We start from the raw sequence: 16,449 nt of genomic DNA, 5'->3' as shown, positions 1-16,449 counted from the left end.
CGAAAACGTTTCGGCAAGTGCTTATTTCAGGGGCGTTTGGCGCTGTAGATTTTGAAACCGTTGCCCTGCGCCCTGACTTCGCACTGGCCGACGTGCTCTTCGATCAGCGGCTGATAACGCAGGAAGTTATTCGCCACCAGGCGCAGTTCGCCGCCTGATTTGAGATGTTGGCGTGCTTTTCTCAGCAAGTTTTCCGTTGCCATGTAATCGGTATGAACGCCGACATGGAACGGCGGATTGCTCAGAATGGTGTTCAAACCCATCGGTGCTGCGTCGATGCCGTCACCGGTCAGCACTTGGGCTTGCAGGCCATTGGCGGCCAGGGTCAGGCGTGAACTGGCGGTGGCGAAGGCATCGACATCGAGCATGATGACTTCGTTGTGCGGGTAACGACGCTTGATCGCCGCCCCCAGTACTCCGGCGCCGCAACCGAAGTCGAGCAGGTTGCCGCTGGGCAGCTTGTCGATGTTTTCCAGCAACAGGGCTGAGCCACGGTCGAGGCGGCCATGGCTGAAAACGCCGGGCAGGCTGACGACGGTGAGCGGTCCGTCCTGCAATTCGATCTGGTAGGGCTTGGCGAGGCTTTCCAGGCTGACGGCTTGCGGTGCGTGCTCGACGGTGACCTGCCACAGTTGGCAATGGCGAGCGCTGTCCAGCTTGCGCGCGCGGCCGAAAGGGCTCAGTTGCCTGGCAGCCGCTTCGATGCCGCCGCGTTTCTCGCCGACCAGAAACAGCTCGCGTCCGGCCAGTCGCGAGGCCAGTGCATTGAGCAGGTAGTCGGTCAGGTCACGCGCCTTGGGCTGGAACAGCACAGCGGCTTCGAAGTCAGTCTGTGGCGCTTCGACACCGAAATCCACGCGCCCTTCAAAACGTGCGTCCAGAGCCGCCTGATCACCGGCGTGCCAGCACCATCCACGGGCATCCGGCAGTTTTCCGAGCAGGTCATCGGCGGGCAGCCCGACCAACAACAGCGAGCCCTGAAACAGCTCGGCCTGACGGAGTAACACTTCACTGCGCGGGTCCATGGAATGGCTCCTGAAAAAGCGCGCAGTCTAACAGGATATGGGCCAAGAGGACGCGGAGCGTCCAGAACGGCATGCGACGCGGAGCGCCGCACGATAGTTACGATGATCGTTCCTCACGCTCCAGCGTCGCACCATAGTTAGAGCAAGCTCTGCATCGTATCAATGCCGGCACCTGTTGCGAGGACACCAGACAGCGTAACCTGCCGGGTCAGACGTCAATCCTCCAGGAGGTCCCACATGTACTTGGCAGAATTTCTTACCGTTGCGCTGATTCACCTGCTGGCAGTGGCCAGTCCCGGTCCGGATTTCGCGGTGGTGGTGCGTGAAAGTGTCGCTCATGGGCGCAAGGCAGGGACCTGGGCGGCGTTGGGCGTCGGCTCGGCGATCTTTCTGCATGTGGGCTATTCGCTGCTGGGGATCGGAATTATCGTTTCCCAGTCCATCGTGCTGTTCAACGCGCTGAAATGGGCAGCTGCTGCTTATCTGCTGTACATCGGCATCAAGGCGTTGCGCGCCAAGCCAGCCGCCGCGACGGACGATGCCGCCATCAAGGCTACTCCCTGCGAGCGCACGGCGCGCGGTGCCTACATCAGCGGTTTTGTCACCAATGGCCTGAATCCCAAGGCGACGCTGTTCTTCCTCTCGTTGTTCACCGTGGTGATCAATCCGCACACCCCATTGCTGGTGCAGGGCGGTTACGGCGTGTACCTCGCAGTGGCGACGGCGGCGTGGTTCTGTCTGGTGGCGCGACTGTTCAGCCAGGCCCGGGTGCGCGCAGGATTCGCGCGCATGGGGCACTGGTTCGACCGGGCCATGGGCGGCGTGCTGATCGCGCTGGGCATCAAGCTGGCGCTGACCGAGGTCCACTGAACGCTGAATTCAGGCCTGCATATGCAGCAGTCCGGACGCCCCTTGCAGACAGCGCGGGGCGTCTCGGCAAATCATCCCTTTTACTGATTTCACTGGCAGCCCGAGGCCCTAGAGTGCATATTTTCAGCACGCCTATGGACTTTGAAAAGGGCTTCATATGTTACAGACTCGCGTTCTTGCGCCCGCCGATGGCGCGTATCAGTGCCCTCTGTTGATCAAGCGCCTGCTGTTGTCGGGCGGTCGTTATGAAAAGACGCGCGAAATCATCTACCGTGATTCGGTCCGCTATACCTACGCGACCCTCAACGAACGCATCTGCCGCCTGGCCAACGTGCTGACGGCGGCAGGCGTGAAGGCCGGCGACACGGTGGCGGTGATGGACTGGGACAGCCACCGCTACCTGGAGTGCATGTTTGCCATCCCGATGATTGGCGCGGTCATCCACACCGTCAATGTGCGGCTTTCTCCCGAGCAGATCGCCTACACCATCAACCACGCCGATGACCGTCTGGTGCTGGTGAACAGCGAGTTCACGGCGCTGTATCAGGCCATGTCCGGACACCTGAACACGGTCGAAAAGACCCTGTTGCTGACCGACTTGCCAGACAAGAGCGCCGACCTGCCCAACCTGGTGGGCGAGTACGAGACCCTGCTGGCTGCGGCCAGCCCCGAGTACGTGTTCGAGGATTTCGATGAAAACTCGGTCGCCACCACGTTTTACACCACCGGCACTACCGGCAACCCCAAGGGCGTGTATTTCACCCACCGCCAACTGGTGCTGCACACCATGGGCGTGGCGACCATCATGGGCTGTATCGACAGCACCCGACTGCTGGGCACCGATGACGTTTACATGCCGATCACACCGATGTTTCACGTGCATGCCTGGGGCATTCCCTATGCGGCAACCATGCTCGGTCTGAAACAGGTGTACCCCGGCCGCTACGATCCCGAGTTGCTGGTAGAGCTGTGGCGCAGGGAGAAAGTCACCTTCTCCCATTGCGTGCCGACCATCCTGCAAATGCTCCTGAACGCCAAGTCTGCTCAGGACGTCGATTTCGGCGGCTGGAAGATCATTATTGGCGGCAGCTCCCTGACTCGCAGTCTGTATCAGGCCGCCAAATCCCGTGGCATCCAGCTCACTGCCGCTTACGGCATGTCCGAAACCGGACCGCTCATTTCCGTAGCGCACATCAACGAAGAGTTGAAAGCCGGCAGTGAAGACGAGCGCATCACCTACCGGATCAAGGCCGGCGTGCCGGGGATGCTGGTGGAGGCCGCCATCATCGATCAACAGGGCAACTCTCTTCCGGCCGACGGCGAAACCCAAGGCGAGCTGGTCTTACGTGCGCCCTGGCTGACCGGAAGCTACTTTCGCGAGCCGGAAAAAGGCGCCGAGTTGTGGGCGGGGGGCTGGCTGCACACCGGCGATGTGGCGACGCTGGACGGCATGGGTTTCATCGACATTCGCGACCGCATCAAGGACGTGATCAAGACCGGTGGCGAATGGGTTTCCTCGCTGGAACTCGAAGACTTGTGCAGTCGCCACCCGGCAGTGCGCGAAGTGGCAGTGGTCGGCATCGCCGATCCGCAATGGGGCGAACGTCCGTTTGCCTTGCTGGTGATTCACGATGGCCACCAGCTCGACGCCAAGGGTTTGAAGGAACACCTCAAGCCGTTTGTCGAGCAAGGTCACATCAATAAGTGGGCCATTCCCAGCCAGATCGCGCTTGTTACCGAAATTCCCAAGACCAGCGTCGGCAAGCTGGACAAGAAGCGCATGCGCCGGGACATCGTGGAGTGGCAAAGCAGCAACAGTGCCTTTCTCTCGACCCTCTGACACCTCGGACGTGCCGTATCGGTCGGCGACGGCACGTGTCTGCGCTGCAGGTCCTGCTCTGTGACTTGCCAAATTTGCAAATTACGCCATCCTCCCCGCACATGTTTTTTGGCGGCTTCCCGGAAACGGGCGGTCCAGAGGCGTTGGTCGTGCAAATCACACTTTAGAGGGATCTAGCGTCAGAGCGTGCTGGCTATAGTCTGCACCGGGAATGGCAAGAACGGACCTGGCGCGTGTGTTGATTCGATGACTGATTCGTTTCTGGATTTCCCCACCGCCATAACAATAAAACACAAGGAGTAGCGTCGATGACAAGCACATCCCCCTTCTGGCGTCGGGCCAGGCTGCCTCTGGCTGTCAGCCTTGCCTCTTCGCTCGCCGGCCCGGCTTTTGCCGTGACCTTCAACGTCGGCGAGATCGAAGGCAGTTTCGACTCGTCGCTGTCGGTGGGCGCGAGCTGGTCGACGGCCAATCCCAACAAGAACCTGATCGGCGCCAACAACGGCGGGCGTGGTTTGTCGCAAACGTCCGATGACGGTCACTTGAACTTCAAGCGTGGGGAGACGTTTTCGAAGATATTCAAGGGCATTCATGATCTGGAACTTAAGTACGGCGATACCGGTGTTTTCCTGCGCGGCAAATACTGGTACGACTTCGAACTCAAGGATGAAAACCGCGAGTTCAAGGACATCAGCGACTCGGGCCGCAAGGAGGGCGCCAAGTCGTCCGGGTTCCAGTTGCTCGACGCCTTCGTCTATCACAACTATTCGATTGCCGATCAGCCGGGCGCGGTGCGCTTTGGCAAGCAGGTCATCAGTTGGGGGGAAAGTACCTTCATTCAGGGCGGCATCAACAGCGTCAACCCGGTCGATGTCTCGGCCTTCCGGCGACCCGGGTCGGAAATCAAGGAAGGCCTGATTCCGGTCAACATGTTCTACCTGTCGCAGAGCCTGACCGACAACCTGTCTGCCGAAGGTTTCTACCAGCTGGAATGGGATCAGACGGTCGTCGACAACTGCGGCACCTTCTTCTCGCAACCGGATGTGATTGCCGATGGCTGCAACAACAACCTCGCGGTCTTGCGCAGCCGCAGCGGCCTGAACAGCTCGCTGACGGCGGCCGGTCTGCCAGCCGGGGCGCGCGGTGCGGTGTTCAATTCACTGTCGCAGCAGGGCGTGGTGTTCGGTAACCCGGATGAGGGCGCGGTGGTGCGCCGAGGCCCTGACCGCGATGCGCGTGACAGCGGCCAGTTCGGTTTCGCCTTGCGTTACAACTTCGAACCGCTGGACACCGAGTTCGGCGCGTACATGATGAATTACCACAGCCGTGCACCGATTTTCAGCGGGCGCGGCGGCTCTGCTGCTTCGTTCAGTCCGCAAGGGCTGGTCGGTTCGCTGGTTCGCAATGGCATTCCTGCCAGCACTGCCGCCGCGCTGGCCCCCAGCCTGCTGCCGGTGGTTGTGGCAGGCAACTCCAGTTACTACGTCGAATACCCCGAAGACATTCGTCTGTACGGCCTGAGCTTCTCGACCACTCTGCCCACCGGTACGGCGTGGAGCGGCGAGATCAGTTATCGCCCCAACGCGCCGATTCAGGTCAATACCACCGACATCCTCTATTCGGGTATTTCGCCGCTCAACCCCAACGTGTCGCTACTCAGCGGGCAGCCGAATACGGATCAAGCCGGTTATCGCCGCAAAGAAATCACCCAGATGCAGACCACATTTACCCAGTTCTTCGATCAGGTCATGGGCGCCGAGCGTCTCACGGTGGTCGGTGAAGTGGGCTGGACCCACGTGGGCGGGCTCGAAAGCACCTCCAAAATCCGTTATGGACGCGATCCGGTGTACGGCCCAGGGCCGCTGCCTGGCGGTCAATGCGCAACCTTGAACGCCGGCACGCTGACCGGTGCCGAGCAGAACAACCTGACCCGCTATTGCGAAGACGACGGCTTTACCACCGCCAACTCCTGGGGCTACCGCGCCCGCGCCATCTGGGATTACAACAGCGTGTTCGCCGGGGTCAACCTCAAGCCGAGCGTGGCCTGGTCGCATGACGTCAAAGGCTATTCACCCGGCCCTGGCGGCAACTTCGAAGAGGGGCGCAAGGCCGTCAGCCTGGGGCTCGATGCCGAGTACCAGAACACCTACACCGCGAACCTTTCCTACACCAACTTCTTTGATGGCAAGTACACCACGGTCGACGACCGGGACTTCGTGGCGCTGAGCTTCGGCATGAACTTCTAAGAACATGGTTTTCAGGATGACGACGAACATGAAAATAACAAAAAATCTGTTGCAGGCTGGGGTTCTGGGGATGTCGCTGCTGGCGACCGGTGTGATGGCTGCGGTGTCCGAGTCCGAAGCTGCGAAGCTGGGCACCTCACTGACGCCGATGGGCGCCGAAAAGGCCGGTAATGCGGCCAACACCATTCCGGCCTGGAGCCCGATGCCGAAAAACGCCGGGGCGGTGGACAGCAAGGGTTTCCTTGCCAACCCGTACGCGAGTGAAAAACCGCTGTTCATCATCACCGCGGCCAATGTCGAGCAGTACAAGGACAAGCTGGCGCCGGGCCAATACGCGATGTTCAAGCGTTACCCGGACAGCTACCGGATTCCGGTCTACCCGACCCATCGTGGTGCTACCGTGCCGGATGACGTGTTCGCCGCGATCAAAAAGAATGCCACCACCACCAAGCTGGTCGGTGGCGGCAGTGGTCTGGAAAACTTCGATACGGCCATCCCGTTCCCGATCCCGGCCAGCGGTGTCGAGGTCATCTGGAACCACATCACCCGCTACCGGGGCGGCAGCGTCAAGCGTCTGGTCACCCAGGCCACGCCACAGCCCAACGGCTCCTACAGCCTGGTGTATTTCTCCGATCAGTTCGTGTTTCGCGACAAGATGAGGGATTTCGACCCGAAAAATCCAGGCAACGTGCTGTTCTACTTCAAGCAGGAAGTCACCGCCCCGGCGCGTCTGGCCGGTGGCGTGCTGCTGGTGCATGAAACCCTCGATCAAGTGAAGGAGCCGCGCTCGGCATGGCTTTACAACGCCGGTCAACGCCGCGTCCGTCGTGCGCCGCAGGTGTCCTATGACGGGCCGGGTACTGCGTCCGACGGGCTGCGCACGTCTGACAACCTCGACATGTACAACGGTGCGCCGGATCGCTATGACTGGAAACTGATCGGCAAGCAGGAAATGTACATCGCCTCCAACAGCCACAAGCTGGACGATCCGACGCTCAAGTACGCCGACATCATCAAGGCCGGCCATATCAACCAGGACCTGACCCGCTACGAGCTGCGCCGCGTCTGGCACGTGACCGCCACCCTCAAGGAAGGGCAGCGTCATATCTATGCCAAGCGTGACTTCTTCATTGATGAAGACACCTGGCAGGCCGCGGTCATCGACCATTACGACGGACGTGGTCAGCTGTGGCGCGTGGCCGAGGCGCACTCGGAAAACTACTACGACAAGCAAGTGCCGTGGTACGCGGTAGAAACGCTGTATGACCTGCAATCGGGTCGCTACGTGGCGCTGGGCATGAAGAACGAAGAGAAGAAAGCCTACGAGTTCGGCTTCACGGCCGGCACCAGCGACTTCACCCCCAACGCGCTGCGTCAGGAAGGGGTTCGTTGATACCTGATCGATACACGCTGTAGCTCAGCGTCTGCCTCGTGCTCCTGAAAAGCCCCTTGAACGGGGCTTTTTCGGTTGTGGGAAGTGGCCTTATAAGTCGTAGGAATTTTGTTACAGTCTTTTCGGTGATGGCCTTTCAAAAGTAGCGATTTACCCGCTAGTCTCCGAACACCGCAATGCCGAAACAACGATTCCTACACGAGCCGGCCATGACTGATCTGTCCCGAATTCAAGGGTTTGCAGACGGCGCGATTCCTGCGTTGGAAAGGCGATTTTTCCGTCCACCTCTGCCCGAGGGTTATGTTCCCCGTTCGCGCCTGTGTCAGCGTCTCGATGCAGGGCTTGGCTGCAGGCTGCTGCTGATCTGCGCCCCGGCCGGGTTCGGCAAGAGTTCGCTGGCTGTCGAGTTCTGTCAGGGGTTGCCGGACAACTGGCAAAACGTATGGCTGGGTCTGAGCGCGCGGGACAGCGACCCGGGCCGTTTTCTAGAGCGGTTGCTGGCCAGCCTTCAACAATTCTTCCCGCAACTGGGCGCGCAGGCGATGGGCCTGCTGAAGATGCGCCAGCGCCACCAGCCGTTCGCCTTCGAGGAGTGGCTCGACAGTCTGCTCGACGAACTGGCCATGCACCTGATGTTGAGCAAACCGTTGTTGCTGGTGCTCGATGACTATCATCTGGCCCAGGGGCCGGTACTCGATCGCTGCCTGCAGTTCCTTCTCAACCACCTGCCGGCCGGGCTGGTAGTCATGGTGACCAGCCGACAGCGCCCCGACTGGCATCTGGCACGCTTGCGTCTGACGCGGCAGCTGCTGGAAATCAACGAACAGGACCTTCGCCTCACGCACGCCGAATCCATGGCAGTACTGGGCCAGCACAGCGGCTCGCTCGACAGCGAGGCGTTGCAAAGCCTGATTCAGCGCAGCGAAGGCTGGGTCGCCGGGCTGCGCTTCTGGTTGCTGGCGGCGTCCGAGGCCGGTGATGAAAGCGCCTTGTCCCAGGCGCTGCGCGGCAGTGAGGTGCTGATTCGCGAGTACCTGCTTGAAGAAGTGATCGACTGCCTGCCTGCCGATGTTCAGGCGTTTCTCTACGACACCGCCTGCCTGGAACGCTTTTGCGCCGAGCTGTGCGATGCCGCGCGGGATGGTCATGACAGCGCCGAGATGCTGGGTTATCTGCAGGCGCATCAGGTTTTTCTGGTGCCTCTGGACGAGCAGGGCCACTGGTTTCGCTATCACCATCTGTTTTCCGATCTGTTGCGCGCTCGTCAGGCGGCCGGCGCACCACCGACCCGCCTGCACCTCAATGCCTGCCGCTGGTTCAGCGCTCAGGGCCAGTTGGACGAAGCGGTCGAGCAGGCGTTGCGCGCCGGGCACCTGGATGTGGCAGCCAATCTGGTGCAGAACCTCTCCGAAGAACAGCTGCTGGCCGAACAGAACGTCGGCATGCTGCTGCGCTGGAAGATGGATTTGCCGGATGACTTGCTGACCAGCACACCCCGCTTGATCGTGCTCTACGCCTGGGCGCTGGGGCTGGCCTGCCAGCTGGATGCCGCCGAAGAGCTGGCCAATCAGCTGAGCCGGTTTCTGCCGGCGCCCTCGGCAACCGCTCAGAAATCCATGCTCGCCCAATGGCTGGCGCTCAGCGGCATCATCGCCCGCGGCCGCGGAGACAGTGACAAGACTCAGCGCTATTGCACCGAAGCCCTGCTGAGCCTGCCGGAAAGACGTTATGGGCAGCGGCTGGTGTGCCTGTCGACACTGGCCAACCTCGCGGTCGCCAACGGTGATCTGTGGCGCGCCCGCGTGTTGAATCGTGATGCGCTGGAACTGGCTCAGCGGGTCGCCAATCCGTTGTTCGAGGCGCTGGCGCATTACGACCGCGCCCGAGTCCTGCAGGCGCGGGGCGAAATTCTCCGCGCGCTCGAGGAAGTACGGCAGGGGCAGCAACGCCTCAAAGGCTTGTCCACCGTTCGGCTGTACGCGGTCCGCGCGCGTCTGACGCTGTATGAGGGCTACTTGCTGACCCTGCGTCTGCAGGTGGACGAGGGGCGGGTGTTATTGCTGGCCGGCCTGGCCGAGGCGCGCGCCTGTCGCGACATCAGCGTACTGATCGGTCACTGCGTGATCGCTACCATGGAAGGCTGCGCCGGCCGCTTTGCCGAAGCCTTCGCTGAACTCGCCGAAGCCGAACGGCTGATGCACATCTGGGACGTGCCGCCGATCTATTATCTGGCGATGATTACCCTGGTCAAATGCGAGCTGTGGCTGTTGCAGGGGCGCATGGACCTTGCCGAAGCGTGGCTGCTGCGCCTGACGCAGACCTACAACGGCGGCCTCGGCGCTGCGGCCCCTGAGTGCCATCCACAGCTGCCGCAGCACATCGAGTTGCAGCGTGCCGTACTCGAGCGACTGCAGGGTGACGGCGTTGCCTGCGAGCAGCGCTTGCAGGCGCTCGAACGGCACGCTCAGGAGGTGGGGGCGAAACTGCTTGGACTGATCGCCATGACCCAGCAGATCGGCCTGCTGCTGAGCCAGGCGCGATGCGACGAGGCGCGGGCATTGTTGCTGCGCAGCCTGCCCGCAGCGTCCGGCGGCGCACTGATACCGTTCAAGGCGCTGATTGGCGAGCACCCCCGGTGGCTGCATGAGCAACTTCTGCACCTGCCACCCTGTCGGGTTCAAGCTGCATTGCTGGAAAAGCTCCCGGCCTGTTGCACGCCGTCGCCCGAGCCGGCACATGGCGGCGATTGCCTCAGCGTGCGCGAACTGGGTGTGCTGCAACTGATTGCACAGGGCTGTTCCAATCAGGAGATCAGCGAGCAGTTGTTCATCTCCCTGCACACCGTCAAGACCCACGCCAGCCACATCAACAGCAAGCTGGGGGTCGAGCGTCGCACTCAAGCGGTGGCGAGGGCCAAGACGCTGGGCTTGCTGGCTTGACGACGATGGAGTTTACCGGGCCACTCAGGCCGGAATGCCCGCCCACAGCGTATCGACTTCTTCCAGCCCCCAGTCGGTGTTTTTTTCGATTCTGAGGATTCCGTCCGGGTCGGAAGGGCAGTCCAGGTCGATGACTTGTGCGGCGAACGTCTTGCCGGTGCGCGCCGACATGAAAACCTTCACTTTCGGTTTCAGCAGCGACGCCTCACCTTGTTCGACCACCACGCCGAGGCGCCCGCTTTCCAGGCGTACCAGTGTGCCGATCGGGTAAATACCCACGGTCTTGACGAAGCTTTGAAAGACCACGTCGTCAAAATGTCCCTGCCACGACGCCATCTCGCGAATCGAATGGGCAACGCCCCAGCCCTTTTTGTAGGGGCGGTCAGAGGTGATGGCGTCATACACGTCGCAGACCGCGCCCATGCGCGCGAAGATGCTGATCTGGTCGCCTTTCAGGCCGTGCGGATAGCCCGAGCCGTCGACTTTCTCATGGTGATGCAGGCAGACATCGATCACCGACGCGGCCACGGGCTGCGTGTCCATGAGTATCTTCACGCCCAGCTCGGGGTGGGCCTTAATGATCTCGAATTCGTCGAGGGTCAGGCGGCCCGGTTTGTTGAGCACCGCCGAGGCAATCATCATTTTGCCGACATCGTGCATCAGCCCGGCCACACCGGCCTCACGGACCTGATCGTCAGGCATGCCCATGCGTTTGGCCAGCGCAACCATCAACGCGCAGACCGCCACCGAGTGCATGTAGGTGTACTCGTCGGAGGTCTTCAGGCGGGACAGGCTGATCAGCGCGTGCGGATGGCGCAGGATCGAATTGGAGATTTCCTCCACCAGCAACTGCACATTGCCGACATCCATGGCCCGGCCCATGCGCGCTTCGGTAAACATGGACATGACCGCGTCTCTGGCCCGTCCGCAGATCAGCCTGGCGCGTAGAACTTCCGTTTCGAGACTGGCCGGAGTTGTATCCTCGCTGGCCGATGGCGATGCGGGTGAGGTCTGGGGTGTCACTACACGGCTTTTACCGGTTTCGATCCAGACTTCTTTAGTGCCCGATTGCTGAATACGCTTGAGCACTTCAGCGTCATCGAGCATTACTTCGACCAGGCCTATCCAGAACGGATCATTGGTCCAGCGGCGGCAGATTTTGTGGATGTGCATGCCCAGGGCAAGCTCAGCCACAGGTATTTTTTTCAGCATGCTCAGCCACCTGCGTGCGTAGGCATGCCAGGCAGCGGGTAAGCGCAACGAGCATACGAAGGGCTGCTGGCGGGTATCAGCAGAATGCAGGCGCTATTGATCGACATGACGTCACCCCGTTGACTGCAAGGATTGTTCTAATCTCACAATGCCAGTATACGGGGCTGTCGCAAAAAATCATGTCTATTTGGTGCATTCTGGCGAGTTCATTCTCGACATCCGCCAGTCAACCGGCAAAGCCTTCAGGCCACTGGCGTTTCGCTCGGCAGGTGATGATAGCGACGGCCGAAGTAGACCAATGCATCTGCACCGCTCTGATGCCTGATATCCACCACCTCGCAGAACAGAATGTCATGCGTGCCGACGCTGACCGACTGGCTCACCTTGCAGTCGAGCGCCAGCTTTGCGCTGTCGAGGATCGGCGCGCCGGTCACTCCGGCCTCCCACTGGCCGCAGGCAAAGCGCTCCTGCTGGGAGCTCTTGCCGCCGAACAGGTTGGACAAATCCTGCTGACCATTGCCCAGCGTATTGACGCACAACCTGCCGTTTTCGATGAAGGCGTCATACACCGATGCACTGCGGTTGATACACACCAGCAGCGTCGGCGGTTGATCCGTCACGCTGCACACGGCGGTCGCGGTAAAGCCGGCGCGTCCGCCAGGGCCGTCGGTGGTGATCACGTTGACGGCGGCGGCCAGGCCGGACATCGCATCGCGAAACGCCAGCTGGCTGACAGCAGCGATGGGCAGAATGGCGGGAGCTGCAGAGGAGGTAGGCATGGGATGAGTCCTTTCAGGGTTGTGTGCTGAGAAAAGCGAGCAGGGCGCGTTGGAAGGGCTGTGGATCGGTAATGTTCGAGGCATGGCCGCCATAGTCCAGCACCACCAGCGTTGCGTTCGGCAGCGCATTGGCTAGGCGCCGGGATTGCTGCCAGGGCACCAGCATGTCGTCGCGGTTGGCAATCAGCAGGGTCGGGGTGTGGATGCGCGTGAGATCGGCCTCCACGTCGAAGGTTTCCAGCGCATGGATGCGCCGCAGTAGGTTGTCGGTGTCGGGAAAGTGCGCCAGAGCGTGGGCTTCGTCGTCGGCCAGCCGCGGGCCGTTGGCGGCGATCCAGTCTGCCGGGTAGAGGAACAGCGCCTGGGCCTGCACGTAGGCTTCCGGTCCGCTGTTCAACAGCAGTTTTTTGCGCACTGAAAAGCAGCGCGCGCTGTGCGGGTTCGGACTGCTCCAGGCATTGATCAGTACCAGACTTTGCAGCAGGTCCGGGCGCAGCAGGGCCAGTTCCAGACCCACCAGGCCGCCCAGCGCATGGCCCATGAAATGGCAGCGCTGGATGTCGAGCGAATCAAGCAGGGCCAGCAATTCGACAGCCATGTGCCGGATCGAATAATCCCCTGGCAGCACCGCAGGACTGCGTCCGGTTCCGGCATGGTCGTAGACGAGCACGCGGTAGTCGCGGGTCAGCAGTGCCAGGTCATCTGCCCAGTAGCGGCCAGACCCGCCCAGCCCGGAACTGAGCACCAGGGTCGGTGCATCTGCATGCTGGCAGGCATGAAACTCATGGAACATGGGTTTTCTCCGGGTGGGCGTCAACTGCCCACGGTCGCGATTCAGCCGATGTGGGCGATGCTGGCGATTTCGATCAGCGCCTCGGGTTTGACCAGGCCGCACTGGATGCAGTAACGGGCTGGCTTCTCGCCCGCGAAATACTCGGCATACACTTCGTTGACCTTGGCGTAGTCGGCCCAGTCCCGGATCATGATCATGTTGAACGTGACATCGTCCATCGTTCCGCCTGCGGTCTCGACCACGCTTTTGATGGCTTCCAGCACGTGACGGGTCTGTGCGGTGGCGTCGCCGACGTGTACCACGTTGTTGTCCTTGTCGAACGGCAGTGTGCCCGAGACATAGAGTACGCCGTCGGCCATGGAGCCCGGTACGAACGGCGCGATGGGCTTGCTGGTGCCGGCAGGAATGATCGCTTTCTTGGTCATGCTGGTGTCCTCACGAAGGTTGCCCGACAGGGCTGAAAGTGGTGCAGAAGTCATCGACGCTGGATACCCAGCCAAAGAAGGTTTCGATGTTGAACAGCGCGGCTTGCTGAGCGAATTCGGGGCCTGCCTGATGGGTCGCGTCGGCCAGCACCACGCCGAAATATTCCAGGTGAAAACCGTCGCGCAGGGTCGACTCGACACAGACATTGGTGGCGATGCCGGTGAACACCAGGTTGCGAATGCCGCGACTGCGCAGCACGCTGTCGAAGCTGGAATTGAAGAAGCCGCTGTAGCGGATTTTCGGCACCACGATGTCGCCAGGCTGCGGCGTCAGTTCGTCGACAAGCTGGTAGTCCCATCCACCCTTGGCCAGCAGTTGCCCTTCGAGTTCCGGGCGCTTGCGCATGGTTTTCAGGGCGTTGGACTTGTGCCAGTTCGGTGAGCCGGGGCCACCGGCCTCGACGTAGGCCGGGTCCCAGCCATTCTGGAAAAAGATCACCGGAATGCCCGCCGCACGTGCGGCGGCACAGGCCTTGTTGATATTGGCGATGACCGGCCCGGTGCTGCTCACATCGAACCCGGCGAGGTCCAGATACCCGCCGAGCGACGCATACGCGTTCTGCATGTCAACCACCACCAGCGCGGTTTCGCCGGGTTTCATGCGCAGCGGTTCGGGACGGGCGGGTAGTTCGCGGGCGGGTTGCAGGTCCGGCAGGTCAACGCCTGCGACGGTTGCCGAGGTCGTCATCAGACCACCTCCTTGAGCTGCGCAATGTGCTTGCGGCTGGTCATCAGTGGCTGGATCTTCTCGCCGAAATCTTCGACGCCTTTGACGAAATCATCGAACGTCAGCATCACGCCCTGAGTCCCCGGCACACTGGCAACCTCGTCGAGCATTCTCGCCACTGTGGCCCACGACCCCACCAGCGTGCCCATGTTGATGTTGACTGCTGAGGTCGGGTCGGCCATCTGCCGCAGGTTGGAGCCGGCGCTTTTATCTGCCGAACCTTTTTCGCTCAGCCAGGCGATGGCTTCTTCATCGGCACCGTCCTTGATGTGCTCCCAGCGAGCCCGTGCAGCTTCGTCGGTGTCGTCGGCGATGATCATGAACAGCACGCAGGAAGTGACGTTGCGGCCGGTCTTTTCGTTGGCTTCGAGCAGTTTCTGTGCAGTCGGCGCGAACGCTGTGGGTGTGTTGACGCCTTTGCCGAAGCAGAAGTTGTAGTCGGCATATTGTGCCGAGAACGCCATGCCCGCTTCACTTTGACCGGCGCAGATCAGCTTCATGTCGCCCTGTGGGCGAGGGCTGACGCGGCAGTCCTGCATGCTGAAATGTTCGCCCTTGAAGTCGCTGCTGCCGGTGGCCCACAGGTCACGCAGAACCTGAGCATATTCGGCCAGGTATTCATAGCGGGTGTGGAAGAACTCGTCGCCCGGCCACAGCCCCATCTGCTCGTATTCCGGCTTCTGCCAGCCGGTGACGAGGTTGATCCCGAAGCGGCCATTGGAGATCGAATCGATGGTCGAGGCCATGCGCGCGGCAATGGCGGGCGGGATGGTCAGGGTGGCGACGGTGGCGAACAGCTGGATCCGGGTGGTGACTGCGGCCAGGCCGGCCATCAGCGTGAACGACTCCAGGTTGTGTTCCCAGAACTGCGTCTTGCCGCCAAAGCCACGCAGTTTGATCATCGACAGCGCAAAGTCGAAGCCGTAGCCCTCGGCCTTCTGCACGATCTGTTTGTTCAGCTCGAAGGTCGGCATGTACTGCGGAGCATTGCTGGAAATCAGCCAGCCGTTATTGCCGATGGGGATGAAGATACCAATGTCCATATGAGGCCTCTCTGCGTGGGTCGATGCGTGCCAAAGCGCGACTGGCGGCACTTGAATCGTCTTTCAATCGTCTCTCGATCACCTTCTGCATTAAGCGGGCCAGAAATATTTATCTTTTTTATTCAAGGGGTTGTGGATTTTTAATGTTTGTTTCAGACCATTTGGTCCGAATCAGAGCACTTGGTTTGTGCAGGGCGCACGCAGATGGGGCAGGGCGGACGGCGCAGGCAATCCGTATCGACAAAACAGCTGCGCCCGTTAAGATGCCCGCTCATTTCGGCATCACTGGATGGATGTGCGTGAACAAGAAACCTCCCCTGGCTGACCCGGCGAACAAACGCGTACGCAAGGCCAAGCCAGAGACCGTGGTCAAGACGACCCGCGAACCCAGTGCGACGTCCCTGAAGCGGCGCATGCGCCTGATGGAAGGCAAGCGCACGCTGATTCTCGATGCGGCGCTGGAGATATTCTCTCGCTACGGCGTGCACGGCAGCAGCCTGGATCAGGTCGCGAGCCTGGCGGACGTCTCCAAGACCAACCTGCTGTATTACTTCAGCAGCAAGGACGACCTGTACCTGAATGTGCTGCGTCAGTTGCTTGCGGTATGGCTGAGCCCGCTGTTGCACTTCACCGCCGACAAGGACCCGGTGCAGGCGATCAGCGCCTATATCAAGGCCAAGCTGGAAATGTCCCGCGATCACCCGGCCGAATCGCGGCTGTTCTGCATGGAAGTGATGCAGGGCGCACCGCTGATTCAGGGCGAGTTGCAGCACCCGTTGCGTGACACGGTGCAGGCCAAGGTGGCGGTGATTCAGCACTGGATCGACAGCGGCCAGTTGGCCCCCGTCAACCCGCACCATCTGATTTTCACCCTGTGGGCAACCACTCAGCATTACGCCGACTTCCGCACTCAGGTCGAGGCCGTGACTGGCAAGACCCTGGATGATCCGGCGTTTTTCGAAGAGGTGCTGGCGAGCCTGCGCAGCATGGTTCTGGACGGGATCCTGCCGCGCAAGGCGTGACCGGGCTTCGCCTGACCTGACCCGCGCACCCCGCTCGCGCAGTGCGCGGGCTTCCTGCACAAACCAAGTGCTCCG

At 61.1% G+C, this 16,449-nt stretch carries 13 protein-coding genes; 6 read left to right on the top strand and 7 right to left on the bottom strand.

Annotated features, from left to right (window positions below; translation table 11 throughout):
- Positions 1–26: 26 nt before the first annotated feature.
- On the bottom strand, positions 27–1,025 hold the full coding sequence (locus tag JOE29_RS19745; RefSeq protein WP_210079784.1) for a class I SAM-dependent methyltransferase: 999 nt from the start codon (positions 1,023–1,025) through the stop codon (positions 27–29).
- A gap of 237 nt (positions 1,026–1,262) precedes the next feature.
- Here JOE29_RS19745 and JOE29_RS19740 point away from each other — a divergent pair, with 237 nt between their 5' ends.
- The 5 genes from JOE29_RS19740 (at position 1,263) to JOE29_RS19720 (ending at position 10,313) form a co-directional block, all read left to right on the top strand.
- Positions 1,263–1,895: a LysE family transporter gene (locus JOE29_RS19740; protein WP_010424771.1), complete on the top strand. Its 633-nt coding sequence runs from the start codon at positions 1,263–1,265 to the stop codon at positions 1,893–1,895.
- A 157-nt stretch (positions 1,896–2,052) separates the two neighbouring features.
- Positions 2,053–3,735 (top strand): fatty acid--CoA ligase, encoded by a 1,683-nt coding sequence (locus JOE29_RS19735; RefSeq protein WP_024691953.1) that lies wholly within the window; start codon positions 2,053–2,055, stop codon positions 3,733–3,735.
- A 308-nt stretch (positions 3,736–4,043) separates the two neighbouring features.
- Complete coding sequence (locus tag JOE29_RS19730) at positions 4,044–5,981, top strand: DUF1302 domain-containing protein (RefSeq protein ID WP_004406890.1); 1,938 nt, start codon at positions 4,044–4,046, stop codon at positions 5,979–5,981.
- Positions 5,982–6,009: 28 nt separating this feature from the next.
- Complete coding sequence (locus JOE29_RS19725; RefSeq protein WP_004402712.1) at positions 6,010–7,374, top strand: DUF1329 domain-containing protein; 1,365 nt, start codon at positions 6,010–6,012, stop codon at positions 7,372–7,374.
- Positions 7,375–7,583: 209 nt separating this feature from the next.
- A complete protein-coding gene (locus JOE29_RS19720; RefSeq protein WP_058445680.1) occupies positions 7,584–10,313 on the top strand; it encodes a LuxR C-terminal-related transcriptional regulator in 2,730 nt (909 codons plus the stop codon).
- 24 nt (positions 10,314–10,337) lie between these two features.
- On the opposite strand, the gene JOE29_RS19715 is transcribed toward JOE29_RS19720, so the two are convergent.
- The 6 genes from JOE29_RS19715 to rutA form a co-directional block, all read right to left on the bottom strand.
- Positions 10,338–11,525 carry an HD-GYP domain-containing protein gene (locus JOE29_RS19715; protein WP_210079783.1) on the bottom strand — a complete coding sequence of 396 codons (1,188 nt, stop codon included), beginning with the start codon at positions 11,523–11,525 and terminating at the stop codon, positions 10,338–10,340.
- A 242-nt stretch (positions 11,526–11,767) separates the two neighbouring features.
- Positions 11,768–12,304 (bottom strand): NADH-dependent FMN reductase RutF, encoded by a 537-nt coding sequence (rutF, locus tag JOE29_RS19710; protein WP_003346162.1) that lies wholly within the window; start codon positions 12,302–12,304, stop codon positions 11,768–11,770.
- Between the two features lie 13 nt (positions 12,305–12,317).
- On the bottom strand, positions 12,318–13,097 hold the full coding sequence (gene rutD / locus JOE29_RS19705) for a pyrimidine utilization protein D (protein WP_044311946.1): 780 nt from the start codon (positions 13,095–13,097) through the stop codon (positions 12,318–12,320).
- Between the two features lie 41 nt (positions 13,098–13,138).
- Positions 13,139–13,522 carry a pyrimidine utilization protein C gene (gene rutC, locus JOE29_RS19700; RefSeq protein ID WP_003317005.1) on the bottom strand — a complete coding sequence of 128 codons (384 nt, stop codon included), beginning with the start codon at positions 13,520–13,522 and terminating at the stop codon, positions 13,139–13,141.
- Between the two features lie 10 nt (positions 13,523–13,532).
- Positions 13,533–14,270 (bottom strand): pyrimidine utilization protein B, encoded by a 738-nt coding sequence (rutB, locus tag JOE29_RS19695; protein WP_010424756.1) that lies wholly within the window; start codon positions 14,268–14,270, stop codon positions 13,533–13,535.
- Positions 14,270–15,352 (bottom strand): pyrimidine utilization protein A, encoded by a 1,083-nt coding sequence (rutA, locus tag JOE29_RS19690; RefSeq protein WP_003421717.1) that lies wholly within the window; start codon positions 15,350–15,352, stop codon positions 14,270–14,272. Before rutA ends, rutB begins: the two co-directional genes overlap by 1 nt.
- Positions 15,353–15,645: 293 nt before the next feature.
- Here rutA and rutR point away from each other — a divergent pair, with 293 nt between their 5' ends.
- Entirely contained in the window at positions 15,646–16,374 is a 729-nt protein-coding gene (gene rutR, locus JOE29_RS19685; RefSeq protein WP_004402729.1) for a pyrimidine utilization regulatory protein R, read from the top strand.
- Positions 16,375–16,449: the final 75 nt, after the last annotated feature.

The sequence above is a fragment of the Pseudomonas sp. PvP009 genome (assembly GCF_017832995.1).
Taxonomy (GTDB): domain Bacteria; phylum Pseudomonadota; class Gammaproteobacteria; order Pseudomonadales; family Pseudomonadaceae; genus Aquipseudomonas; species Aquipseudomonas syringae.
This window is presented reverse-complemented; position numbering and strand designations above follow the sequence as displayed.

Excerpts from the sequence above, each read along its gene's own strand:
- JOE29_RS19735 (WP_024691953.1), top strand. The coding sequence starts at position 2,053 with ATGTTACAGACTCGCGTTCTTGCGCCCGCCGATGGCGCGTATCAGTGC.
- JOE29_RS19715 (WP_210079783.1), bottom strand. The coding sequence starts at position 11,525 with ATGCTGAAAAAAATACCTGTGGCTGAGCTTGCCCTGGGCATGCACATC.
- JOE29_RS19740 (WP_010424771.1), top strand. The coding sequence starts at position 1,263 with ATGTACTTGGCAGAATTTCTTACCGTTGCGCTGATTCACCTGCTGGCA.
- rutA (WP_003421717.1), bottom strand. The coding sequence starts at position 15,352 with ATGGACATTGGTATCTTCATCCCCATCGGCAATAACGGCTGGCTGATT.
- rutD (WP_044311946.1), bottom strand. The coding sequence starts at position 13,097 with ATGTTCCATGAGTTTCATGCCTGCCAGCATGCAGATGCACCGACCCTG.
- rutR (WP_004402729.1), top strand. The coding sequence starts at position 15,646 with ATGTGCGTGAACAAGAAACCTCCCCTGGCTGACCCGGCGAACAAACGC.
- JOE29_RS19720 (WP_058445680.1), top strand. The coding sequence starts at position 7,584 with ATGACTGATCTGTCCCGAATTCAAGGGTTTGCAGACGGCGCGATTCCT.
- JOE29_RS19745 (WP_210079784.1), bottom strand. The coding sequence starts at position 1,025 with ATGGACCCGCGCAGTGAAGTGTTACTCCGTCAGGCCGAGCTGTTTCAG.
- JOE29_RS19725 (WP_004402712.1), top strand. The coding sequence starts at position 6,010 with ATGAAAATAACAAAAAATCTGTTGCAGGCTGGGGTTCTGGGGATGTCG.
- rutC (WP_003317005.1), bottom strand. The coding sequence starts at position 13,522 with ATGACCAAGAAAGCGATCATTCCTGCCGGCACCAGCAAGCCCATCGCG.
- JOE29_RS19730 (WP_004406890.1), top strand. The coding sequence starts at position 4,044 with ATGACAAGCACATCCCCCTTCTGGCGTCGGGCCAGGCTGCCTCTGGCT.
- rutB (WP_010424756.1), bottom strand. The coding sequence starts at position 14,270 with ATGACGACCTCGGCAACCGTCGCAGGCGTTGACCTGCCGGACCTGCAA.
- rutF (WP_003346162.1), bottom strand. The coding sequence starts at position 12,304 with ATGCCTACCTCCTCTGCAGCTCCCGCCATTCTGCCCATCGCTGCTGTC.